The sequence below is a fragment of the Brenneria izbisi genome, assembly GCF_025840185.1.
GTDB lineage: Bacteria > Pseudomonadota > Gammaproteobacteria > Enterobacterales > Enterobacteriaceae > Brenneria > Brenneria izbisi.
In genome coordinates this window covers 145,025-170,052 of record NZ_JAMPJU010000006.1, presented here as the reverse complement: position 1 = coordinate 170,052, position 25,028 = coordinate 145,025, and the positions used below count along the sequence as shown (strand labels likewise).

Genomic DNA, 25,028 nt, shown 5'->3' with positions numbered 1-25,028 from the left:
GCTATTCAACGCTCTGACTCCGCCCGACGGTCGGCCTCATTACGATCATTTCGACGCGTAACCTTCTGTCCGCATTCGATACTTGCGCCGTTGATTTCACCATCAACTGCTCCAGGCGCAACACATAGGGAAGCGAAATAACGTGACGAACTACGTTTATCAGTCCCGGATAGTCTGCATTGAAGCTCAGGTTCCAGGCGCTGTCCTCAGCGGTGGCCGGCGTATTCTGCTGGACAGGCTGCCAGGAAAGCAGCAGCGCGCCAGATTGGGATAGCGGCTCCGTCACCCATTGCGCCGCCTTGTCCACAAGAAATGGCGTCTTGTCTTTTGTCCATGCGGTTAATTGGGTTTGCATTTCGGCAAGTGCCGGCATGGTTGTCAGTTGCTGCTGAATATTTCGTATGCCGCGTGATTGTTCGCCAATCTGCTGTTCGATAACCGCGATCTCCCGTCTGAGTTCCTCCAATACCAGCCTGTTCCCCAGCCAAATGAAAGCCGTTATCAGCACAACCTGCGCCAGCGCCAGTTTCCACAATGGCTGGCCTATCCACAAAGCCCAGTTAATCATCGGGTTGATCACGATCGCCCCCACTGTCGATGGACTCATCGTTTTTCCAGTCAGCCTGAAGAGAAAAACGCAACAGCGAGCGCGCATTCTGCTGCCTGAACGCATTGAGAACCCGCACCCGCGCCATGGCCGGATGGCGGCCCAACGCATGGTTTAACGAGACAATGTCGGTATAGTTTTCACTCATCCCGACGATCGACAGATAAGCTCCACGATCGGCGATCTCCGTCAGCCAAAGACGTTCCGGCATCATGTACGAAAGCTGTTCCAGCAGGCCGAGATAACGTTGATTGTGACGTGATCCTGCGGCATCAGCCTGCTGTTGCGCCTGATAACGTTGCAACTGGCCCCATATCCGGCGGGTTTGTTGATAGTGTGCCGCCAGTTGTTGCCGCTGTGTGGATACCTCGCTGAACTCGCCGCGTAACCCTGCATATTGCCGGTGCCAGCGCGAGTAAATCATGCCGAGCAGCAGTCCGGCCAACAACAGGTGCAGCAGCAAAGCCAGCAGCCAATGACGCGCACGCCGCCGCAAGCGGCGCTGGCGCCAGGGTAAAAGGTTAACCAGCAGCATACTCAGGCATCTCCGGGACGCAGGGCCAGACCGCTCGCAATAACAAAAGCGGGCGGAAAATCCGGCACAGGCGCTTGCATGTGGCTAAACGCCACCAGCGGCGACCAGGGCAGTAATTCGTCAAATTTTTCCCGCGAACAGGAAAAAGAAGAAGATGTACTGCTGTAGTAAGCGATATCGCCAATATCCTGTCCATACCGGGCGCGGATCACTGGTAGGATCGCCGACTCCTCGCCCCATTCATCACCATGGATCATGCCGAAATGAAAAGCATGATTGAGTGGCGATACCCACAGCCATCCATCAATTGATCGATGCAGGAAAACCCGGTTGCTTTCAAGTCCGGCCAGGCGCGCCATACAGCGAATGGCGCATGCTGAAATATCAACGACGTCAGGATGCAGATCCGCGGCTTGCAGACACGCGATCCAGCGCGCCAGTTCACTTCGCCGTGCGGCGGTAATCAATAAAGCATCGGGCGCGTGCGGGTCCGCACGGTAATCCATTGACAGCGAATCGCTGCTTATCGGCAGCTTGCGGGCCGCCATGCTTTCAATGTACCTGCTACGTTCCGGCTCCCGTAATCGACTGTCCGGCGCGGGCAGGCGTTGCTGCAACACCTGTTGCGCGGGAAAGGCGACACGCAGGGAAATATGGCGAGGCAATAACCGACGCCATTGTCGCAAGACCTCACAAAGTGCTTCCGTATGGTGTAAACTACCCAAGTGCAATGTGTCGTCCGGTAAAGGAAACTGCCACCAGTGACGAAGCTGCCAGCCGTTGCGACGCTGCTGAACCGCCAGCGCACGCATGAAACCATTTTGTATATCTAACCCAACCCGCCAGATGTGATAAGCCATGTTCAACCCGATATCCTTATCTAATAAAAGAACGTATCCACAGTGCTGGCTTACCTTTATACTAGCGCGCGATTGTTTATAAACTGCCCAAACGCTACTGAATGGAAAATCTCAGGTGAAGTTCGTAAAGTATTTACTCATCCTTGCAGTGACTTGCATCCTGTTGGGAGCCGCCTCGATATATGGTTTGTACCGTTATATCGAACCACAATTGCCCGATGTCGCCACGCTGAAAGACATTCGGCTGCAAACGCCAATGCAGGTATACAGCGCCGAGGGTGAGTTAATCGCTCAATTTGGCGAAAAACGCCGTATCCCGTTGACGCTGGATCAAATTCCCCCGGTGATGGTGCAAGCCTTTATTGCAACGGAAGATAGCCGCTTCTATGAGCACCACGGCGTCGATCCGGTGGGAATTATCCGTGCCGCCTCTATTGCGTTGACATCCGGTCGCGCGTCTCAGGGCGCCAGCACCATTACGCAGCAGCTTGCCAGAAACTTCTTTCTGACCCCGGAACGCACGCTGATACGTAAGATCAAGGAAGTCTTCCTGGCTATTCGTATTGAGCAATTGCTCACCAAAGATGAAATTCTTGAGCTTTATCTGAACAAGATTTATCTCGGCTATCGCGCTTATGGCATCGGCGCTGCGGCTCACGTTTACTTTGGCCGTTCCGTTGATCAATTAACGCTGAGTGAAATGGCAATGATTGCCGGTTTACCGAAAGCGCCGTCAACCTTTAACCCGCTCTATTCCTACGACCGGGCGATTGCTCGTCGTAATGTCGTGCTGACTCGTATGAGAGATGAAAGCTACATCACTCAGGCTCAGTATGATGAGGCGCGTAACGAAAAACTGGTGGCGAACTACCATACGCCGCAGATTGCCTTCTCCGCGCCGTATATCGCCGAGATGGTGCGTCAGGAAATGGTGAAACGGTATGGCGATGGCGCTTATAACGACGGCTACAAGGTCTACACCACCATTACCCGAAAATTACAGTTGGCGGCCCAGGATGCTTTACGTAATAACGTTATGGCATACGATATGCGCCACGGTTACCGTGGTCCGGGCGATGTACTGTGGAAAGTGGGCGAACGTGCCTGGGATCAGGCAAAAATCGTCGCCACGTTGAAAACGTTGCCGGTTTACGGTCCGTTGTTCCCCGCGGTCATCACCAGCACCGCCGCCGATCAAGCGATTGCGGTTCTGTCGGACGGCAGCAACATTGCCCTGCCGATGGCGGGCATGCGCTGGGCTCGGCCTTATCGCTCCGATACCCAACAAGGGCCGACGCCCAGACGCGTAACAGACGTGGTGCAAACCGGTCAACAAGTGTGGGTTCGTAAGGTTGATAATGACTGGTGGCTGGGACAGGTGCCGGATGTCAACTCTGCGCTGGTTTCGCTCAATCCAACCAACGGCGCGGTTGAAGCGCTGGTTGGCGGTTTCGACTTTAACCAAAGCAAGTTCAACCGCGCGACGCAGGCGCTGCGCCAGATTGGTTCCAACATTAAGCCGTTCCTTTATACCGCCGCTATGGATAAAGGCCTGACCCTGGCGACCATCCTCAACGACGTTCCCATTACCCGTTGGGATGCGGGCGCAGGTTCGGACTGGCGTCCTAAAAACTCACCCGCGACTTATGATGGTCCAATCCGCTTGCGTCAGGGCCTGGGGCAATCCAAAAACGTGGTGATGGTGCGCGCCATGAGAGCGATGGGCGTCGATTATGCGGCAGATTACCTACAGCGTTTCGGCTTCCCGGAGCAGAATATCGTGCATACCGAATCGTTGGCGCTGGGCGCGGCCTCGTTCACTCCGTTGCAGGTGGTGCGCGGTTATGCGGTGATGTCTAACGGCGGCTATCTGGTTGATCCCTATTTCATTACCCGAATCGAGAGCGAAGCCGGCGGCGCCGTCTTTACCGCCACGCCGAAAGTGGTCTGCGATACCTGTAATTTGCCGTTAGTGTATGGAGAAACACCGCGTTCCGCGACATTGTCCGCCGACAGTATGGAAAACGTCGCCACTTCTCAGGAAAACCGGCAGGGTGTGCCGCCAATGCCGCAACTTGAACCGGTGACGCCGCAAGAGGCGCGGCAAAGCGCGCAACCTTATGCGCCGCATGTCATCAGTACGCCGCTGGCCTTCCTGATCAAAGACGCACTGAACAGCAACATCTTTGGCGAACCGGGCTGGATGGGTACAGGCTGGCGAGCAGGACGTGACCTGAAGCGCCGTGACATTGGCGGAAAAACCGGTACAACCAACAGTTCCAAAGACGCCTGGTTTTCTGGTTACGGCCCGAACCTGGTCACCTCCGTCTGGATCGGTTTCGATGACCATCGGCGAAACCTCGGCGCCAGCAGCGCTTCCGGTGTGATTAAGGATCAGATTTCAGGTTACGAAGGCGGCGCAAAATCCGCTCAGCCAGCCTGGGACGAGTTTATGAAAGTGGCGCTGGAAGGCGTGCCGGAACAACCGCTGACGCCGCCGCCTGGTATCGTCAGCGTCACTATCGACCGCAACAGCGGTAAGTTGTCCAACGGCGGCGGGAACAGTCGTTCCGAATACTTTATCGAAGGAACGCAACCGAACGAATATGCAGTGCGTGAAGTCGGTACAACGCTGATGGATAACGGACAAAGCGAAGAATTGTTTTGATAGAGGAATCGTTTTGATCGAAGAATCATTCTGACAACGCAGTCGGGATACTAAAGACACAAGGCGCGGAAATCCGCGCCTTGTGTCTGTTCATCAACGCGACGAACGATTTAACCAATCCTGCGTCAGAAACAGCGCGCTCACATTACGCGCTTCACGAAAATCGGCGTCCTGCAACAACGACATCATGTCGCTTAACGGCCAGCGCACCTTCGGCATCGGCTCCGGTTCATCACCTTCCAGACTCTGCGGATACAGACCGCGGGCCACCACGATATTCATCTGGCTGGAAAAATAAGAAGGCGCCATCGTTAATGTTGCCAGCAGTTCCATGTGCTCCGCGCCAAAGCCGACTTCTTCCATCAACTCACGATTGGCGGCCTCAAATACCGTTTCACCGGGATCAATCAATCCCTTGGGAAATCCCAGTTCATACTGTTCAATCCCTACGGCATATTCGCGGATCAACAGCAGTTCGTCATCAATAATCGGCACAATCATCACAGCCTGACGTTCGGAAGGCCGCATCCGCTCATAAACCCGACGCGCGCCGTTACTAAACTCCAGATCGATGGATTCAACATTGAACAGGCGTGAACGCGCAACCGTTTCTACCTTCAGGATTTTAGGTTTTTGCAGGTTATGACTCATAATGGCCTCTGGAAATATTAGCCTCCCTCATCCAACTCAATGACTGGTAGCCGCTGTCTTCATCGCTTATATCGGCATACCGCTAATTATTAATGAAGAAAAGGGATTGTTAATTTTCTTTTTTGATCTTGCTCACATTGTGCGTTAACAACGCCCTTCGCTGCAACTACTGCGATCTCGAATTACTTTTTTGCAACATGCAATTCACATTAATATGTGTGAATTTAAATCGATCAATAAAAGTCAATATATCGATTGAAAATCAGATGATCCTTATTTCAGCGGCATCCTGTACTTGTTACGATTATCTCCTTGCGCAATTAATTTATGTGGTTTTTTAGTTATTAATCTGAGAAAACAACAATATACGGGTTATCATCGATTGGATAAGTTTGTTAAACTCCAACGAAGACAAGGAGCAAATTGCTTTGGAATGGAGATAAGATGAGCACAATATTTACCATCCTGGCGATATTGTTAGCCTGTCTGATCGCCGTTGGTGTTTTTATTGTCTACCGTATGCGTGAACGCTTACCGTTAGTTAAACCACTGCCAGTAACGCAATCGTTACCCCGCCAATTGACCCCGGAAGAACGCGTGGCGGTGGAACAATATCTCGCTCAGGAAAGCGCGCAGAAAACGACGCCGCTTGATACGCCTAACCCACAACCGCGACTTCCCCGTTCATTACAAAGCGATCGCGTTTATCCGATAGCTCACACCATCACACGTTACGGTCTAAGTACCGATTCACAAAATAAATGGCGTTACTATATTGATACGCAGGAAATTCACCTGCCGCCCGCCTGGGAACAATATATTACCGAGAATAACAGCGTTGAACTGATCAAAACCCGTTCCATTCCTTTAGTCATTTCTCTGAATGGACACTCGCTGGCGGAGTGCATAGACAATCATGAGGTTATGTCGGTACCCAATATTCCGGTGCCTAACGCGTCTATCAGTCAGGCAGGGAATGAACATGCTGAGTTGATTACCATTCGCAAGGAAACCAAAGAAGAGCACGCCATCCACCATTCCCGCGGACTGAAAGAAGCCGCCGTGCTATGCCTGTCTTTTTTGCTGTTGTTCATTAGTCTGAACAGCCCCATTGTCCTGCTGCCCTGGCTTACCGGAACCGCCGCTTTGCTGGCGGCCTGGAGCCTCTGGCAACTTTTTCGCGCGCCTTCCTGCAAGGAGCTACAGGATGTCCATTGCCTGCACGGTACACCGCAAAGCCTCGGACTTTTTGGCGAATCCAATCAGGGACAGATAGGCAATGTCTCGCTCGGTAATATCGATCTGATTTATCCGTCGCATTGGCAGCCCTATATCGGCCACGATCTTGGCCGCAAGACCGATGTCGATATCTACCTGGATCGTCAGGTCATCCGACAAGGCGAACACTTGTCGTTGCATGACGAAGTGAAGCACTTTCCGTTGCAGCAATGGGGAAGAAACCTGCTGCTTGCGGCAGGTTCTCTGCTCAGCCTAATCCTGTTAATCACCCAAGTGCCGCTGGAATTGCCGTTGAAACTCAGCATGGCCTGGCTTCAGGGCGCACAGCATATTAAAGTGGTCGAGGTGGATGAGTTGGAAAAGATGCCGCTCAAAATCGGTGATACGCTGGAAGTGCAAGGATCGGGGATGTGCTATGTTGCCGCCGGCCCCCCTCCCGCGACGATGGTGCAAAACTCGGCGTTTTCCCCGTTTGATTGTTCCGCCATTTACTGGAATAACGCGGTGCCCTTGCCGTTGCCGGAATCCGACATTGTTGAAAAAGCTGCCGACTTGCGCAAGACCGTGAATAGTCAGTTGCATCCGCAAACGGATGAAAGCGGTCAGATAAATTCGCAGTTGGCCTCCGCCGTTCAGAAATCAGGCATGATTCTGTTGAATAATTTTTCCGATATCGTGCTGAAAACCCAGGCGCTTTGTGAACAGGAAGGGCATTGCGCCCGGCTGAAAAATGCGCTCATCAATCTGGGCAACGTTAAAAGCTGGGATATTCTGGTAAGACGGGCTAATTCTGGCGCGCTGAAAGGCATGAACGTGATACTGCGCCCGGTCAGTGCGGAGACGCTGGAATCGCTGGTCAACAGTTCAACCGAATTCTTTTTTACTCAGGAAATCAATAACGCGGCAAACTCACTGAACAGCCCACCGCCGGGCGGTTTCCTGATACGCAGTGATGAAGGCCGCCAGTTGGTGAGCCATCCTTTACCGCCGATGCCGCTGAGCGAGTACCGGGCTTCAGACCAGTGGCAAGAGCTTCAACGGCTATCCGCCATGTTGTTGCACACGCCGTTTAACGCCACCGGCGTCATTACCAGGATCAGCATCGATGCCAACGGTACGCGGCACATCAGCATTCACAGCGAACCGGATGTGATTACGCTATGGCGCTATCTCGGCAGTTGCCTGCTTTTAATGTTGTTCTCCATCATTCTGATCGTCAATCTGGCGCTTCTCGGCATCAAAATACGCAAGAGCCGACAGCGGATAATCGGCATCCAGCGTTACTATACCGAACGCTTTAATGCGGGCGGGACGTTACCAGACCATCGCCCACGCCATTCCTGAGCATCATCCTGCCAGCTATCGTCAATGGTTATGTTACGCTGAAAGGCATGCGCAATCGTTCTGTATCTGGAGTATTTATGAGTCCCGACTTCGACTGGCCCAACATTGATACCGTCATTCTGGACATGGATGGCACTCTGCTGGATCTGGCCTTTGACAGTTACTTCTGGTTGCAGCTTGTGCCACAGTCCCTCAGCGACAAACGCGGCATCAGCTTTGAACAGGCCAGGCAACTGATTACACAGGAATATCAGGCTGTACAACATACCCTGAACTGGTACTGTTTTGATTACTGGAGTGAGCGGTTGGGGTTGGATATCCATCAGATGACGACGGATATCGGCGCTCGCGCCCGCCTGCGTGAAGATACGGCGCCGTTTCTGACGGCCCTGCGCGAAAGCGGGAAGCAGACCATACTGCTGACAAATGCTCATCCGCATAGTCTGGCGGTTAAAATTAAGCATACCGGGTTGGATCAGCACCTTGATTTATTGCTTTCCACCCACACTTATGGGTATCCGAAAGAGCATCAGCAGCTATGGCAAGCCGTACAACAACACACTGGCTTCGATCCGGCCAGAACATTATTTGTTGATGACAGCGAGCCGATTCTGGATGCGGCGAAAACCTTCGGTATTCGTTACTGTCTGGGCGTTAGCAATCCTGACTCCAGCCAGCAGGAAAAATCATTCCGGCAATATCCATCCATGAGTGATTATCTTGGGCTGTTACCGTCACTGCATCGTTCGGCGCGTCTTGGATAACCAGCAGGCAATGACGTCACCGCGCCGTCATCAGGAGGATTCATTATGAAAGCAACCGACAACACCGGCGATGCTGTTCGTCTGGATAAATGGCTTTGGGCCGCACGCTTTTATAAAACCCGGGCTATCGCCCGCGAAATGATCGACGGCGGCAAAGTGCACTATAACGGGCAGCGCGGCAAACCAAGCAAACAGGTTGAACTGAATGCCGAGATCAAACTGCGTCAGGGCAATGAAGAACGAACCGTTACGGTGCTGGCGCTCAGCAGCCAACGCAGAACCGCGGCGGAGGCGCAGGCGTTGTATCGGGAAACGGACAGCAGCATTGAGAAAAGGGAAAAACTGGCTTTAGCGCGAAAAATGAATGTGCTGACAATGCCGCACCCGGATCGTCGTCCCGACAAAAAAGAACGCCGGGATCTGATTAAATTTAAATACAGTGATCAGGAATAACGGTCACCACAGCGAGAAAAGACTATGGCCAACCATGACCAATTACATCGTTATCTGTTTGAACATTACGCCGTTCGGGGCGAGTTGGCGACCGTAAGCGATACCTGCCGGCACATTCTGACCAACCATGATTATCCGGCGGAAGTACAAACATTGCTGGGCGAAATGCTGGTGGCGACCAGTTTGTTGACGGCAACGCTGAAATTCAGCGGTGACATTACCGTCCAGCTTCAGGGAGATGGTCCGCTCAAACTGGCCGTGATTAACGGTAATCATCTGCAACAGATGCGCGGCGTGGCGCGTCTTCAGGGTGACATTGCCGCCGGGAGTTCACTCAAAGAAATGGTAGGCAATGGCTATCTGGTCATTACCATTACGCCGACCGAAGGCGAGCGCTATCAAGGCGTGGTTGGGTTAGAAGGCGACACCGTTGCCGATTGTCTGGAAAACTATTTTCAGCAATCGGAGCAACTTCCGACTCGACTGTTTATCCGCACCGGCCTGCATGACGGTCATATGGCCGCGGCGGGGATGCTGCTGCAAGTGCTGCCGGCGCAACAGGCCGGGCATGATGATTTCGACCATCTCGCTCAACTCACCGCCACGGTCAAAGCGGAAGAATTGTTTACCCTGTCAGCCAACGACGTACTGTACCGTTTGTATCATCAGGAACAGGTCACGGTATATGAGCCTCAACCGGTTTCTTTTCAATGCCATTGCTCACGCGAACGTTGCGCGGATGCATTAATCACTCTGTCCGATCAGGAAGTGAACGATATTTTGGAACAGGATGGCGAGATCGACATGCACTGTGATTATTGCGGAAATCATTATATTTTTAACGCTCATGACGTGTACGCTCTGCGACAAAATTCATCAGATAATCATCTGCATTGATCATTTTACGGGTACGTTGTACCCGTCTCATCATGCGCGCTAGACCAAAGTGGTTATTTTTTCAACACCCCACGCAAGCAAAGTTATTAATAAATTTATTTAACTTTATGATTGCTATCGCGGTTAAAATAAGCTCGCTCTCCTACAATAATTATCAGTACGAATATCACATTTTACGCATATAACACTTAAGGAGTAGCTCTATGTCTGTCAAAGGTATACCCCCGCAAGCACTCGCTGCTTATGGAATCCAGGATGTCCGCGATATCATTTATAACCCCAGCTACGAATTACTTTACAAGGAAGAACTCTCACCTACCTTACAAGGCTATGAACGTGGCGTGGAAACCAATCTGGGCGCCATTGCCGTCGATACCGGTATCTTTACCGGCCGCTCTCCCAAGGATAAATATATCGTTCGTGATGATATCACCCGCGACACGGTATGGTGGTCCGATAAAGGAAACGGCAAGAATGACAACCATCCGTTGAGCCAGGAAGTCTGGACTCACCTGAAACAGCTTGTCACCCAACAGCTTTCTGATAAGCGTCTGTTCATCGTTGATGCCTTTTGCGGCGCCAACCCGGACAGCCGTCTGAAAGTCCGCTTTATCACCGAAGTCGCTTGGCAGGCACACTTCGTCAAAAATATGTTCATTCGTCCGACCGATGACGAATTACAGGATTTTGAACCTGATTTCATCGTGATGAATGGCGCCAAATGCACTAACCCGCAATGGCGGGAACAAGGGCTGAACTCCGAGAATTTCATCGCTTTCAACCTGACCGAGCGCATCCAGTTGATCGGCGGCACCTGGTACGGCGGCGAAATGAAGAAAGGGATGTTCTCCATAATGAACTACCTGCTGCCGCTGAAAGGCATCGCTTCCATGCACTGTTCGGCGAACGTTGGTGAAAAAGGCGATGTGGCGGTCTTCTTCGGTTTATCCGGCACCGGGAAAACCACCTTGTCGACCGATCCCAAACGGCAGTTGATTGGTGACGATGAGCACGGATGGGATGATGACGGCGTGTTCAACTTTGAAGGCGGCTGTTACGCCAAAACCATCAAGTTGTCCAGGGAAGCGGAGCCGGACATTTATGGCGCGATCAAGCGGGATGCTCTGTTGGAAAACGTCACTGTGCTGGCCGACGGCAGCGTGGATTTTAACGACGGTTCAAAAACCGAGAATACCCGCGTTTCCTATCCGATCTATCACATTCAAAATATCGTTAAACCGGTATCCAAAGCCGGACATGCGACCAAAGTGATTTTCCTGACCGCGGATGCGTTCGGCGTATTACCGCCGGTTTCCCGTCTGACGTCAGATCAAACGCAGTACCATTTCCTGTCTGGCTTCACCGCTAAACTGGCCGGTACGGAGCGGGGCATCACGGAGCCGACGCCAACATTCTCCGCCTGCTTTGGCGCGGCATTCCTGTCGCTGCACCCAACGCAGTACGCGGAAGTGTTGGTTAAGCGAATGAAGGCCGCAGGCGCGCAGGCTTATCTGGTCAACACCGGCTGGAACGGGACGGGGAAACGTATCTCCATTAAAGATACGCGCGGAATTATCGACGCCATTTTGAACGGCAGCATTGATGATGTGGAAATGAAGACGTTGCCGATCTTCAATCTGGCGATCCCCACCTCGCTGCCGGGCGTGGATCCCGCGATCCTTGATCCGCGTGATACCTATGCCGATATCGCGCAGTGGCAGGAAAAAGCCGACGATCTGGCTCAGCGTTTTATCACCAACTTTGATAAATACACTGATACGCCGGCAGGCGCCGCGCTGGTAACCGCCGGTCCCCAGCGGTAATTAAACGAAAGGCGCGGTTCTCCGCGCCTTTTCATTTATCAGGAAACATCACTCTTTCACGGCGCTGCTATCGGCACCGACAACATCATACGGCAACGGCAGATAAGCGCGGACACATAACCCGCCGCGTTCGCTGGTGCAAACATCCAGCACGCCGTCATGGGCATCAATAATTCGCTGTACAATCGCCAGCCCCAGGCCGGTGCCGCTGGTGGTACGCGCGCTGTCGCCGCGCACAAAAGGCTGGAACAGGTGCTTTAACTGTGCAGGATCGATACCCTCGCCATCGTCTTCCACCTGAAACCAGACGCGCTGTAGTTCTCGTCCGGTACTGACCTTAATCCAACCATTGCCATAACGCGCCGCGTTAACCACCAGATTCAGCGCCGCACGCTTAATGGATAACGGACTCACGCGCACCAACAACTCACCGGCGGAAAAATCGCTGTCGATCTGGCGTTCATAACCACTTTCAGCGGCCACCACTTCACCCATAATCGCATTCAGATCGGCCACTTCGGTCTGCATCTCCTGACCAGTGCGCAGGTAGTCGATAAACTGCTCGATAATGGCATTACACTCTTCAATATCTTTATTGATCGACTCCGCCAGATAGTCATCTTCCTTGCTCATCATCTCCGTCGCCAGGCGGATACGCGTCAATGGCGTGCGCAAATCATGGCTCACGCCAGCCATCAGCAAGGTACGATCGTCAGCCAGCAACTTCACGCCGGAAGCCATCTGGTTAAAAGCGCGGGTCACGGAGCGCACCTCGGAAGCGCCGTATTCACGTAGCGGCGGGGGAATAATGCCTTTACCGACCTGCAAAGCCGCATGCTCCAGTTCGACCAACGGACGATTCTGGACCCGGATAAAAAGCCAGGCGCCGCCTATCACCAGCAGCATGATCGCCAGCGTATAGCGGAACAGCGGCGAAAAATCGCCCTGATGAATTTCCGTTAGCGGCACGCGCACCCAGATATCCGGCGACAACCAGGTTTTCAGCCATACCACCGGGGTATTTTTACTGACTTCGACCCGAACATCCGTCGGGCCGCCCAACTGCTGCGCCATCTGATCGCTCAGAAACTTATAGTGCTGCGCCCATCGCAGGCCGCTCTCCTCCGCCGCCGCGTTGGTATATAACGAAATCCCCAACTCACGGTAAATCTCACGCCGGAACGCAGGCGGCACCTCAAGCGTGGTGCCATCCTCCAATTGCAGGCTGTCGGTCATCAGCATTCTGACTTCGTAGGCGAGTACCTTATTAAACTGCTGTAAACTCGGTAGGATCGCGAAGTTTAGCACCACCAGATAGGTGGTGACCAAACTGACAAACAACAACGTGACAATCAGCAGTAACGTCCGGGCAAATGCGCTACGCGGAGAAAAGCGCCATCGCGTCATGCCTTACTGCCGTCCGGTACAAAGACGTAGCCAAGGCCCCACACGGTCTGGATATAACGCGGATGCGCCGGATCCTCTTCCACCATGCGCCGCAGACGGGAAATCTGCACATCGATGGAGCGCTCCATCGCACTGTATTCACGTCCACGCGCCAGATTCATCAGCTTGTCGCGTGACAACGGCTCTCGCGGATGACTGACCAGCGCTTTCAGCACCGCAAACTCTCCGCTGGTTAGCGGCATCGGTTCGTCATCGCGGAACATTTCACGCGTACCCAGATTCAGTTTGAATTTACCGAACGCGATGATGGCTTCCTCCTGCGATGGCGCGCCGGGCAGTTCATTCGCCTGACGACGCAATACCGCACGGATACGGGCCAACAGTTCTCGCGGGTTGAATGGCTTGGGAATATAGTCATCCGCGCCAATTTCCAGCCCGACGATACGGTCAACTTCTTCCCCTTTGGCCGTCACCATGATGATGGGCATCGGGTTACTTTGACTGCGCAAACGTCGGCAAATGGATAAACCATCTTCACCCGGCAACATCAGATCCAGCACCATCAGGTGAAATGATTCGCGAGTCAGCAAACGATCCATTTGCTCAGCATTGGCAACGCTACGCACCTGAAAACCCTGTTCGGTCAGATAACGTTCCAGTAGCGCACGCAAACGCATGTCGTCATCTACAACCAGAATTTTATAGTTCTCTTGCATTCTCTTTCTCCAAAGGCGTAATAGCCGCCGATGCCGCTATTGTTCAGAATCATACGAATTACTGACAGCCGTTTCTGGTATACATTCGAGGCAAATTGTTACAAAGCATATTAAAATACGTGTAATCAACCAGTTCCGCTTGCCATTATAGTCGTTCTGGAATAAATCAATCGTGATTCGCCGCACCGTTGCAATAAAGATCGCGATCAGCCGTCGCTTTATCACCACCCGGCCAGATTGACCTCCCGCAAAGGATCATTGATATAATGTCAGCCAAACTATTTCCCCACGACCATATCCACGACCATAAGAGTACAAATGCGTGAAAACGAATCTGATCACCAGGGAAGGATACAATAAACTCAAAGCGGAACACGATCATCTGTGGAATATAAAACGACCGGAGATCACTAAAATCGTGTCATGGGCCGCCAGCCTGGGAGATCGTTCGGAAAACGCCGACTACACCTATAACAAGCGCTTATTACGCCAGATTGATCGCCGTGTTCGCTATCTGAGGAAATGTCTGAGCGAACTGCAAATTGTCGATTATTCTCCCCAGCAGGATGGCAAGGTTTTCTTTGGCGCCTGGGTTGAAATTGAAAATGAAGAGGGCCAGCGCAAGCGCTTTCGTATTGTCGGGCCGGATGAAATTTATGGTGACGTGAAAGATTACATCTCCATTGATTCCCCTATGGCGCGCGCCTTGCTGAAAAAAGAGGTCGATCAGGAATTTATCGTCGCCACCCCGGATGGCGATAAAACGTGGTTTGTGAACGCCATTGAATACCTCGATTCGGAACAGGAATAAATTGGTGAAATAGTCTGGCAGTGTGATTTTGTCAGTCAATCATATTTTTGCCACTTGTATAAGAAACACTATGGTAGAAATGCCAGCCAATATCGTTCGCGGGATAAAATTAACCCAACATAGTCCTTGCTCTTAAGTTGATATACCTGCCTTAAGCAGGTATATCAATTTATTATTCCGTATGTTCATGCCACAAAGCGAATTGACTTACGATGGCTAAATGCTTCAAAACTGTATTTACCGTGATATTCCCCCATTCCTGATGGGCCAATACCGCCAAACGGCAACTCCGAAGACATCGCATGGGTTAAAATACCATTGACCTGCGCATCCCCTGACTGGATCTGGTTAATAATATGGCTGCCCTGCTGTTCATTTTTAGTGAACACATACAGCGCCAACGGTTTGGGATGATTTTCGTTGATCTGTTTAATGACTGTATCGAGATCATCAAAAATTATTACCGGCAATAACGGGCCGAATATTTCATGCTCCATTAATGCATCCGACCAGGAGACATCATCAATAATAGTAGCCTGAAAATGTCTTTTTTCAGGATCGCTATTCCCGCCGGACACAATTTTCCCTTGCGTTTTATCGAGGTAATTATTCAGGACTGATATCTGTTTTTCAGAAACGACTTTCCCATTCGAGGCCAAATCGGGATACTTATTTTGAATATAGGGAAGCAGTTTTTCCATAAGCGAGGAGTGGATTCGCCGATCCACCAGCAAATAATCAGGCGCGATACAGGTTTGTCCGCTGCTGATGAATTTAGAAAATGCCAGGCTTTCAATTAATTGATCGATATCCGCGTCTTCACACGCAATCACCGGACATTTCCCTCCCAATTCCAGCACCACCGGCGTGAGATGTTTGGCCGCCGCTTCCATCACTATTTTGCCGACACCGGGGCTGCCTGTAAAAAAGATAAGATCAAACGGCAGAGTAAGCAGTTGTGTATTTTCTTCCTTACCTCCCTGAATAACGGCGACGTAGTTATCTGAAAACGTCTCTGTGAGCACTTTTTCTATCACGCGGGCGCAATGAGGCGTTAATTCGGATGGTTTCAAAATGACGGTGTTCCCGGCGGCTATGGCGCCGATAATCGGGCATAATGTGAGATTGAACGGATAATTAAACGGCCCAACGATATAGCAAACCCCCAATGGTTCATGCCGTACCACACAACGTGAGGGGTTTAACATCTCACTGAACTCGATCTTTATCTCCTCATCCTCACTCCATTGATCAATATAGCTCAAAGCAGTATCGATCTCGCGTATAGCCGCACCTATTTCAGCCAGATCTACAACCTCTCTGGGTTTCCCCAGATCTTTGTCCAGCGCGTCGTAAATTAATTCCTTATTCGCCAGAATAGTCTTTTTTAGTTTTTGCAATGCCGCCTTTCTGAATTCAATATCTCTGGTCTGGTAAGATGAAAAAAACTCTTGTTGCGATTTAAACACGGATAGTATGCGTTCAGAAGCAGTCATGATTTATATCCTCTCTGTCTTTTAAAATCGGATTATTGGAAACCGGATAAACAGGCGTCAACTAATGTTTTAGATCTTCGATAAACATCTCTACACCATAATTGGCAAGCGCCTGGGTCGGCGCATTCGTATTACCGCTGATAATATTGGGCATAATGGAAGCATCAATAATCCGCAGATTTTCGACGCCCTTAACACGTAGACGTGCATCGACAACAGCCTTCTCATCTTTCCCCATACGGCATGTGCCAACCGGATGCCACATGGTTGTCACAGTTTGCTTAATCCATGCGCCGATTTGTTCATCGGTCTGGATCTGTGGCCCCGGCGCAATCTCACTTTCAAGATATGCGGCCAAAGAAGGTTGATTCATAACTTCTCTCATCGCCTTCACAGATTTTATCGCGGTAGTGAGATCATATTCATCAGCCATAAAATTAGGATTGATCAGGGGTTCCGAAAAAGGATTCGTGTCGCGAAGCATAATTTCACCCCGGCTTTTAGGCCGCAGCACCACGAGTTCGAAGGTGATCCCCGATTGGTTCCCTGACGGGCTAAGGCCGTCCTCTGAGATAATCGGGACGTGATAACACTGGATAGTTGGTTCCGCGGTCAAATCGTCGGGATTAAAATAGGAAACCGTTTCCACACCGTTGCCTGCTGCCGGTCCGTCCTTGCTGATAAGATATTTCAACCCTGATTTCAGCGCGCCAATCCCCTGGGCAGCCTTTTGATAGCCTAACTCTCCCTTGCAGTAGGCTTTTACCGGTACAATCGGATGATCCTGTAAGTTTTTTCCCACATCAGGTGAATCGACCAAAACCGGTATACCCAATGCGGTTAAGTGTTCGGCAGGGCCTACTCCAGAATGCATCAGGATTTTGGGTGAGTGTATCGCGCCGCCTGATAATATGACGTGTCCGGCACGAACCTGACGTAACTGGCCTCCTTCCTTAAACTCAACCCCCGTCGCCACACCTTTTTCAATCAGTATCCTGCTGACCGGGCAGCGGGTTTTAATCTCCAAATTGGCATTGCCGCGCACGGGATTCAGATAGGCTACGGCGGCGCTGCACCGTCTGGCATCGGAAAAATTCCCTTGTACAGGCGAAACGCCTAATTGCGTTTTTCCGTTATAGTCCGGGTTATAAGGTAAACCATACTCCTGGAATGCCCGCAAACACCCCTGATTCAGTTTATTGATATTTTTGGCGAGCGAGACTTTTAATGGCCCGAACGTGCCATGATATTCATTGTGGAATGTATCATTGCCTTCCTGGGCGATAAAATGCGGCAGAATAGCCTGCCATGACCATTTACCTTCATCACCCACGGCCTCCTGCCATTGTTGATAATCTCTTGCTTGCCCGCGCACATAACACATCGCGTTAATGGAACTGCCGCCGCCAATGACTTTTGCTGAGCGGTAGCGTTTAGGCTCGTTCGTGAGTTGCACTTGTGGAATGGTGTTATAGGGCCAGACATGTTTATCCTGTTGCAGGAGCTTGGCAAAACCGGCGGGGATGTGGATCAGCATATCATTATCATCATCACCGGCCTCCAACAGAAGTATTTTCAAATCCGTTTTTGTCGCTAACTTACCCGCGACGACGCATCCAGCCGCGCCACCGCCTACCACGATCACATCATAGTCATTTTTACCTGACATTATGCCATCTCCAATGCATATAGGTTCATTTCGAACAGATGATCAACAGCTACGACTCATTAAATACCAGAAGAAAAACCCTTAGTCACAATCATAAAAATTGCCCATAACGTCAATATATTTAACGTAATTAACACTCAATTAACTATACCAAAAATGAATGAACGCGCATTATCTGAGACGTGCCATCAGATTGCTTGAAAAGTGTATTCGTGAAAAAAATGTGACAGACATCAACATCTGACAAAAGCGACCGGGTTCTTCAAACCTGCTGATATTTTCATCGCTTATATTCAGGTTGACATAAATGTGTCACTTCCATCCCTTACCTTTGCCTTCAGTTAAGCTACGGAGAACGACTAATGTTTAGCTTAGATGCCATTCTGCAAGACCTTGCTCCGCACCGTCAGCCCCCCTCCTGGCAGAGAACCCTGTTGCGAACATTGTTATTCGAAAATGAAATCCAGCAGTTTGCCCAGCGTTATCCCCATTTGAAGGGGTTGGATCTGGTCGAGCAAATTCTGGATCACTTTCATCTCAACTGTGAAATGGTGGAAGGTGATTTGGAAAACATCCCCAGCCAGGGCCCGGTGGTGCTGGTTGCCAATCATCCGATTGGTTCGCTGGATGGACTGGCGCTGTTACGCACAGTCGCCAGCATCAGACCGGATGTACGTATCGTAGCGAGTCAATTGCTTTCTTATATTGTACCGCTGAAGAGTCTGTTTTTTTCCGTGGATAACTTTAATCATAGTACCAATCGCCAGCAAGTTACCGCCATCCAGCAATATCTGAATAATGATGGAGCGATCATTGTTTTTCCGGCCGGGGAAGTCTCCCGCATCAGCCTGAAAGGTATCCGCGACGGACACTGGCGCAATGGTTTTATTCGTATGGCCAGCAAAGCGCGAGCGCCCATCGTCCCGATCCATATCAGCGGGCGCAATAGCAGCCTGTTTTATCTCTCTTCACTGATTTATCGACCGTTCTCCACCCTGCTGCTGGTCAGGGAAATGTTTCGTCAGCAAGGCAACCGGCTCAAGTTGCGCATTGGCGCGCGCATTCCTTATGCCACCTGGAGTCAGGGCGACTGGCAGGCCAACGATCTTGCCGCCCGTTTTCGCCGTCACGTTTATCGATTAGGACAGGGGAAACCCGGTTGCTTTTCTGGCGAAAAGCCCATCGCGCTGGCCGAAGACCGGGTGATGTTGAAACGAGCCTTGTCTGACTGTGAAATGCTCGGCACCACGCCCGATGGGAAAATGGTCTATCTGTATCAACGCGGCGCCGAAGATTATGTGCCGATCCTGCGCGAATTGGGACGTCTGCGGGAAATTGCCTTCCGTGCCGTCGGCGAAGGTTCCGGTCAGCGCCGCGATCTGGACAGCTATGATGATGACTACCTGCACCTGATTCTATGGGATGAGCACGATCTGGAAATTGTCGGCGCTTATCGTTTTATTCCGACCGCTCGCCAGATCGCCGAGAAAGGGAAAAATGGCCTCTATAGCCACAGCCTGTTTCACTACGGTGAAGAGATGAACCCGATACTGGCATCCGGGATCGAACTGGGGCGCAGTTTCATTCAGCCGAAATACTGGGGCAAACGTGGACTGGACTATCTCTGGTTGGGCATTGGCGCTTATCTGGCGCGTTACCCGGCATATCGCTATCTGTTCGGCCCGGTTTCGCTGTCCGGCGCATTACCGCCAACTGCACGCGATTTGCTGATCGCTTTTTATCGTCTGCACTTCGCCCCCGGCCAGCCCCTGGCCCAATCGCGCCGCCCTTATCCGGCGTCACTGCCCGACGTACTGAAACAATTTGAAGGTACGGATTATCAGCAGGATCTGATGCGCCTGAAAAGCATGCTGAATAACATGGGCTGCGCTATTCCTACGCTGTATAAACAGTACTCGGAAATCTGCGAGCCAGGCGGCGTCAGATTTATTGATTTCGGTATCGATCCCGACTTCAACAACTGTATCGACGGGCTGGTGCTGGTGGATTTACAGCAGCTTAAAACATCCCGCTACCAGCGCTATATTGCGCCGTTCATGAGTGAAAACGCACCAAATGAGTGAATATAAACAACAGCGTAGCGATAAACACATAACCAGCCCGTACAAGGTACGGGTGGATAGTTTTTATGATTATAACGGGCAACCCAATTTGCGCAGGATAGCGTCAAAGCGTTCAGGGTCCGCAGTGCCAGCCTGATTATGGCGCCGGATGAGGTGTTCTTTTTCCAATTGTTCTCTCGCCTTGACAAGGATGTCCGTCGCTTGTGCGGCAGGAACGGCCACAGCGCCGTCACTGTCGGCGATAACGATATCCCCTGGATTGACCACCATCCCAGCGCAACAAACCGGGACATTGATCTCTCCTGGGCCGGTTTTGCTGGGGCCGCGATGAGTATGACCTTTGGCGTAAACCGGTATTTCGCCGCTGGCCCATTCCGCCAGATCCCTTATCGCGCCATCCACGATAAAACCCGCGATGTTGCGCGTGATGGCGGTGGTTTTTATCAATCCGCCAATCAGCGCCTGCGTTACATCGCCGCCGCCGTCAATAACGATGATATCGCCGGGTTGCGCCATAAAGAGCGCTTTATGGATCATCAGATTATCCCCAGGGCAGACACGAACCGTCATGGCGGGGCCGCAAATTATTCTATTTACGTCCTGATGATAACGCTGCAACCCGATGGTTCCCGTACTTCTCCCCAGACAGTCGCCAATCACGGCAGCCGGTATATCCCGATAGGCCGCAACCAGTTCCGCGCTGATATTGCACTGGCGCGGAGCGATATAATAACCGGCTGGCCATCCCTGCTGTTCAGTACTCATGTCGCTTGATGTCCTCGTAAGATAAATTCCATCCGTTCAGATTCAGGTTATAAGCTTTTATTATAATAAAGATAAAAAACCGTCAGATCTGCCGTTTTGACGCATAGTCCCGGCGCGGCTCACCGATATAGATTTGACAAGGACGATAGATCTTCATTTCCGGCTGGTTATGCATTTCATTCCAGTGCGCAATCCACCCGATGGTGCGGCCCACGGTGGAAATAACCGTGAACATTGATGGCGGCAGTCCCATCGCTTTGAGGATCACCGCCGTGTAAAAATCGGCGCTGGGGTAAAGTTTGTTTTCCAGAAAATAGGGATCGGTAATGGCGATATGTTCCAGTTCAATCGCCACCTGAAGCAGACTGTCCTCCATACCCAGTTCAGCCAGCACCTCATAACAGGTTTTACGCAGGATCGCCGCACGCGGATCGAAATGCTGATACACCGAGTTGCCGAATCCCATCAGACGCAACGAATTGCGTTCATCTTTCGCGCGTTTCAAAAACGCCGGGATCCGATCCACGGTTTTAATCTCTTCCAGCATACGCATGCAGGCTTCATTCGCGCCGCCATGCATCGGCCCCCACATGGACGCCAGTCCTGCGGCGATACAAGCAAACGGATTGGCGCCGGACGAGCCGGACGCTCTTACCGCCATGGTCGACGGACACTGACCGTGATCGGCATGCAAGATAAGAATGCGGTTCATGGCGCGTTCCAGCACCGGGTTCACCTCATATTTCTCCGCCGGCACAGAAAACAACATATGCAGGAAATTACCGGTATAAGATAAAGCGTTACGAGGATAAACCGCAGGCTGTTCGATGGAATATTTATAACACATCGCCGCCAGCGTCGGCATTTTGGACAACAGGCGAACCGCCGCCAATTCACGATGCTCCGCATTATTAATATCCAGCACATCATGATAGAACGCGGCAAGCGCCCCCACGACCGCACACATCAGCGCCATTGGGTGCGCGTCGCGCCGAAATCCGCTGAACATGCGCGCCATCTGTTCGTGGATCAGAGTGTGGCGGGTAATGTCGCTGGTGAATTTCTCATATTCTTCCGCCGTAGGCGCATCGCCGTGCAGAAGAATAAAACAGACCTCGATGAAATCGCACTGCTCCGCCAGTTGTTCAACAGGAAACCCACGATGCAGGAGCACACTATTCACCGCATCAATGTAGGTAATGGCAGATTCACACCCGGCGGTGTTGGCAAATCCGGGATCGTAGCTGCGCAGCCCCTGAGCACCAAACGGACGGATATCCACAGCATCTTTTCCCATCACGCCGGAACGCATCTCCAACGTGAGTTTTTCTTTGCCGTCTATTACCAACGCAGACTGTCTTGCTGTCATGAATCTTTCTCCTGCCGAATAAAGAATAAATGTTCACTATCGCGCCAATATATCTCTCATTGTTATCAGTAGGACGGCCATACAGCCTGTCGTCACGACGCCTACCCTGCTTATTTAATACGCTAAAATCGCCGCGGAATTGCAAGAATCTGACGTAATATTGATTCAGGTAAAGTTTGCCGCCTGCCAGGTACGCATAAGAGCGCAACGCCGCCGCAGGCTCAAAGGGATGGGCTGGCATTTTTCGCGCTCAGTCCGTATAACTGTCCCCTTGCCATTTAATCCATTAATTGATGACCATCGATATCAGACCTATGAATGATTCATTAAGCCAGATTATTGCCCGCGAATTGCAGGCTCGAACGGAGCAAGTAGATGCCGCCGTGCGCCTGCTGGACGAAGGCAACACTGTCCCTTTTATCGCACGTTACCGTAAAGAAGTCACTGGCGGGTTGGATGATACCCAATTGCGTCTGCTGGAAACGCGTCTGAGTTACCTGCGGGAACTGGACGATCGCCGACAGACTATTCTGAAATCAATCGAGGAACAGGGAAAACTGACTGAAGCGCTCGCCAGCGCCATCAACAGCACGCTGAGCAAGACCGAACTGGAAGATCTTTATCTGCCGTATAAGCCTAAACGCCGTACTCGCGGACAGATCGCCATTGAAGCCGGTCTTGAACCGCTGGCGGACAGCCTGTGGCAAGATCCCGCCCAGATGCCGGAACTTGCCGCACAGCATTATGTCGATGCAGAAAAGGGCGTGGCGGACACCAAAGCGGCGCTGGATGGCGCACGCTATATTCTGATGGAACGTTTCGCGGAAGACGCCGCGCTGCTGGCGAAAGTACGTCACTATCTGTGGAAAAACGCTCATCTGGTATCCCGCGTGGTGGAAGGCAAAGAGGACGAAGGGGCGAAATTCCGCGACTATTTCGACCATCACGAACCGATTGCTCAGGTGCCTTCTCACCGGGCGCTCGCCATGTTCCGCGGTCGAAACGAAGGGTTCCTGCAACTATCGCTGAACGCCGATCCGCAGTTTGAAGAAGCGCCGCGTGAAAGCCATTGCGAACAGATTATTATCGATCACCTGAACCTGCGTTTGGGCAATGAGCCCGCGGATAGCTGGCGTAAAGCGGTCATCAACTGGACATGGCGCGTCAAAGTCCTGCTGCACCTCGAAACCGAACTGATGGGCAGCGTGCGGGAGAAAGCCGAAGACGAAGCGATCAATGTGTTCGCCCGTAACCTGCACGATCTGCTGATGGCGGCGCCAGCGGGCATGCGCGCCACTATGGGGCTCGATCCCGGTCTGCGTACCGGTGTGAAAGTCGCGGTGGTGGACGCCACCGGCAAGGTGGTAGCCACCGACACAATTTATCCTCATACCGGACAGGCCGCGAAAGCCGCCGCCATCGTTGCCGCCTTGTGCATCAAACATCAGGTTGAACTGGTGGCGATCGGCAACGGCACCGCGTCGCGGGAAACCGAGCGTTTCTTCCTCGATACGCAAAAACAGTTTCCCGATATCAAAGCGCAAAAAGTGATCGTGAGCGAAGCCGGGGCATCGGTCTATTCAGCGTCCGAACTGGCCGCGCTGGAGTTTCCCGATCTGGATGTCTCGCTGCGCGGCGCGGTGTCCATCGCCCGCCGCTTACAGGATCCGCTGGCTGAACTGGTGAAAATCGACCCCAAATCCATTGGTGTCGGTCAGTATCAACATGACGTCAGCCAGAGCCTGCTGGCGAAAAAACTGGATGCGGTGGTTGAGGACTGTGTCAACGCCGTCGGCGTTGATCTGAATACCGCCTCCGTCCCGCTATTGACACGGGTGGCGGGGCTGACGCGGATGATGGCGCAGAACGTGGTCGCCTGGCGTGACGAAAATGGCCGCTTCCGCAGCCGGGAACAACTGTTGAAAGTCAGTCGCCTGGGGCCGAAAGCATTTGAACAGTGCGCGGGCTTCCTGCGCATCAATCATGGGGATAACCCACTGGATGCCTCGACCGTTCACCCGGAAGCCTACCCTGTCGTGGAGCGAATTCTGGCCGCCACGGAACAAGCGTTACAGGATCTGATGGGCAACCCCGCCGCCCTGCGCAACCTGAAACCGGCAGATTTTACCGATGCGCGTTTTGGCCTGCCGACGGTGACTGACATCATCAAAGAACTGGAAAAACCGGGGCGTGATCCGCGACCTGAGTTCAAAACCGCCAACTTTGCCGATGGCGTGGAAACCATGAACGATCTGGTGCCGGGCATGATTCTGGAAGGCGCGGTCACTAACGTGACCAACTTCGGAGCATTCGTGGATATCGGCGTACATCAGGACGGCTTGGTACATATTTCGTCGCTTGCCGACCATTTCGTCGATGATCCGCACAAAGTGGTGAAAGCTGGCGATATCGTCAAAGTCAAGGTGATGGAAGTGGATCTGCAACGCAAACGTATCGCGCTGACCATGCGCCTCGATGAGCAGCCGGGTGAAACGGCGGTAAGACGCGGCAGCAACGGCAACGCACGTGACAATAACACGTCTGCGCGTCCAGGCGCGGGTAAACCCCGCCCCGCTCGTCCAGCCAGCACGTCATCAGCAGGCAACAGCGCCATGAGCGATGCGCTGGCGGCGGCGTTTAAGAAGCGCTAATCGCCGTGCTATACCTTAAATAATTCGCGTTGCAGGACAAAACGTTATCGTTTTGAACCACGCAAAGTATTGGCCGCATTACGGGGTTTATTTATGTGCCTCGTAACGCGGCCACAATGTCACTTGAAGTGTGGCGGGTATCTTATTTAAAAGATTCCTGACCTCGTTTTCACAAGATCAGGAATCTATCCTGTCAAAATATCGCCCTTCTGTTTCACT

The 25,028-nt window shown here is 52.0% G+C and carries 20 protein-coding genes; 10 read left to right on the top strand and 10 right to left on the bottom strand.

All coding sequences use genetic code 11. The features are described 5' to 3' along the window. Nucleotide 1 precedes the first annotated feature (1 nt). From NC856_RS10215 to pilM, 3 genes are read right to left on the bottom strand one after another with little or no spacing between them, the layout of a single operon-like run. Entirely contained in the window at nucleotides 2–607 is a 606-nt protein-coding gene (locus tag NC856_RS10215; protein WP_264090329.1) for a hypothetical protein, read from the bottom strand. After that, complete coding sequence (locus NC856_RS10210; protein ID WP_264090328.1) at nucleotides 561–1,142, bottom strand: PilN domain-containing protein; 582 nt, start codon at nucleotides 1,140–1,142, stop codon at nucleotides 561–563. The genes NC856_RS10215 and NC856_RS10210 overlap by 47 nt, the downstream gene beginning before the upstream one ends. A 2-nt stretch (nucleotides 1,143–1,144) precedes the next feature. Further along, a complete protein-coding gene (pilM, locus tag NC856_RS10205) occupies nucleotides 1,145–2,002 on the bottom strand; it encodes a type IV pilus biogenesis protein PilM (protein ID WP_264090327.1) in 858 nt (285 codons plus the stop codon). Nucleotides 2,003–2,117: 115 nt separating this feature from the next. Between pilM and mrcA the strand changes: the two genes are divergently transcribed. Continuing rightward, nucleotides 2,118–4,670, top strand: a complete 2,553-nt coding sequence (gene mrcA, locus NC856_RS10200; RefSeq protein WP_264090326.1) for a peptidoglycan glycosyltransferase/peptidoglycan DD-transpeptidase MrcA — start codon at nucleotides 2,118–2,120, stop codon at nucleotides 4,668–4,670. A gap of 93 nt (nucleotides 4,671–4,763) precedes the next feature. On the opposite strand, the gene nudE is transcribed toward mrcA, so the two are convergent. Beyond that, nucleotides 4,764–5,321, bottom strand: a complete 558-nt coding sequence (gene nudE, locus NC856_RS10195) for an ADP compounds hydrolase NudE (RefSeq protein ID WP_264090325.1) — start codon at nucleotides 5,319–5,321, stop codon at nucleotides 4,764–4,766. Nucleotides 5,322–5,765: 444 nt separating this feature from the next. On the opposite strand from nudE, the gene NC856_RS10190 reads away from it, so the two are divergent. From NC856_RS10190 to pckA, 5 genes are all read left to right on the top strand, one after another. Then, the gene (locus NC856_RS10190; RefSeq protein ID WP_264090324.1) at nucleotides 5,766–7,904 is read left to right on the top strand and encodes an intracellular growth attenuator family protein; all 2,139 of its coding nucleotides are present in this window, start codon (nucleotides 5,766–5,768) and stop codon (nucleotides 7,902–7,904) included. Between the two features lie 77 nt (nucleotides 7,905–7,981). Beyond that, entirely contained in the window at nucleotides 7,982–8,668 is a 687-nt protein-coding gene (gene yrfG, locus NC856_RS10185; protein WP_264090323.1) for a GMP/IMP nucleotidase, read from the top strand. Nucleotides 8,669–8,713: 45 nt separating this feature from the next. After that, complete coding sequence (gene hslR, locus NC856_RS10180) at nucleotides 8,714–9,121, top strand: ribosome-associated heat shock protein Hsp15 (RefSeq protein WP_264090322.1); 408 nt, start codon at nucleotides 8,714–8,716, stop codon at nucleotides 9,119–9,121. Between the two features lie 24 nt (nucleotides 9,122–9,145). Further along, the gene (hslO, locus tag NC856_RS10175) at nucleotides 9,146–10,018 is read left to right on the top strand and encodes an Hsp33 family molecular chaperone HslO (RefSeq protein WP_264090321.1); all 873 of its coding nucleotides are present in this window, start codon (nucleotides 9,146–9,148) and stop codon (nucleotides 10,016–10,018) included. Nucleotides 10,019–10,221: 203 nt separating this feature from the next. Beyond that, nucleotides 10,222–11,841 (top strand): phosphoenolpyruvate carboxykinase (ATP), encoded by a 1,620-nt coding sequence (pckA, locus tag NC856_RS10170; protein ID WP_264090320.1) that lies wholly within the window; start codon nucleotides 10,222–10,224, stop codon nucleotides 11,839–11,841. A gap of 48 nt (nucleotides 11,842–11,889) precedes the next feature. Here the strand turns inward: pckA and envZ are convergent, their stop codons facing one another. Then, on the bottom strand, nucleotides 11,890–13,248 hold the full coding sequence (gene envZ, locus NC856_RS10165; protein ID WP_264090319.1) for a two-component system sensor histidine kinase EnvZ: 1,359 nt from the start codon (nucleotides 13,246–13,248) through the stop codon (nucleotides 11,890–11,892). Next, nucleotides 13,245–13,964, bottom strand: a complete 720-nt coding sequence (gene ompR / locus NC856_RS10160; RefSeq protein ID WP_005969424.1) for an osmolarity response regulator transcription factor OmpR — start codon at nucleotides 13,962–13,964, stop codon at nucleotides 13,245–13,247. The genes envZ and ompR overlap by 4 nt, the downstream gene beginning before the upstream one ends. A 322-nt stretch (nucleotides 13,965–14,286) precedes the next feature. Between ompR and greB the strand changes: the two genes are divergently transcribed. Together greB and NC856_RS17835 are read left to right on the top strand one after the other, a co-directional pair. Beyond that, nucleotides 14,287–14,775, top strand: a complete 489-nt coding sequence (gene greB / locus NC856_RS10155) for a transcription elongation factor GreB (RefSeq protein ID WP_264090318.1) — start codon at nucleotides 14,287–14,289, stop codon at nucleotides 14,773–14,775. Continuing rightward, nucleotides 14,776–14,898, top strand: coding sequence for a helix-turn-helix transcriptional regulator (locus NC856_RS17835; RefSeq protein ID WP_404802324.1), 123 nt, complete (start codon nucleotides 14,776–14,778; stop codon nucleotides 14,896–14,898). It abuts the gene before it with no gap. A gap of 62 nt (nucleotides 14,899–14,960) precedes the next feature. Here the strand turns inward: NC856_RS17835 and mdlD are convergent, their stop codons facing one another. Next, on the bottom strand, nucleotides 14,961–16,271 hold the full coding sequence (gene mdlD, locus NC856_RS10150) for an NAD(P)-dependent benzaldehyde dehydrogenase MdlD (RefSeq protein WP_264090317.1): 1,311 nt from the start codon (nucleotides 16,269–16,271) through the stop codon (nucleotides 14,961–14,963). A gap of 61 nt (nucleotides 16,272–16,332) precedes the next feature. Then, entirely contained in the window at nucleotides 16,333–17,940 is a 1,608-nt protein-coding gene (locus tag NC856_RS10145) for a GMC family oxidoreductase (RefSeq protein ID WP_264090316.1), read from the bottom strand. 362 nt (nucleotides 17,941–18,302) lie between these two features. Here NC856_RS10145 and NC856_RS10140 point away from each other — a divergent pair, with 362 nt between their 5' ends. Next, a complete protein-coding gene (locus tag NC856_RS10140; protein WP_264090315.1) occupies nucleotides 18,303–20,024 on the top strand; it encodes a lysophospholipid acyltransferase family protein in 1,722 nt (573 codons plus the stop codon). Nucleotides 20,025–20,093: 69 nt separating this feature from the next. Here the strand turns inward: NC856_RS10140 and NC856_RS10135 are convergent, their stop codons facing one another. Next, a complete protein-coding gene (locus NC856_RS10135; protein ID WP_264090314.1) occupies nucleotides 20,094–20,789 on the bottom strand; it encodes an RraA family protein in 696 nt (231 codons plus the stop codon). Between the two features lie 82 nt (nucleotides 20,790–20,871). Beyond that, nucleotides 20,872–22,158, bottom strand: coding sequence for a citrate synthase (locus tag NC856_RS10130; protein WP_264090313.1), 1,287 nt, complete (start codon nucleotides 22,156–22,158; stop codon nucleotides 20,872–20,874). Nucleotides 22,159–22,472: 314 nt separating this feature from the next. Here NC856_RS10130 and NC856_RS10125 point away from each other — a divergent pair, with 314 nt between their 5' ends. Then, nucleotides 22,473–24,809, top strand: a complete 2,337-nt coding sequence (locus tag NC856_RS10125; RefSeq protein WP_264090312.1) for a Tex family protein — start codon at nucleotides 22,473–22,475, stop codon at nucleotides 24,807–24,809. Nucleotides 24,810–25,028: the final 219 nt, after the last annotated feature.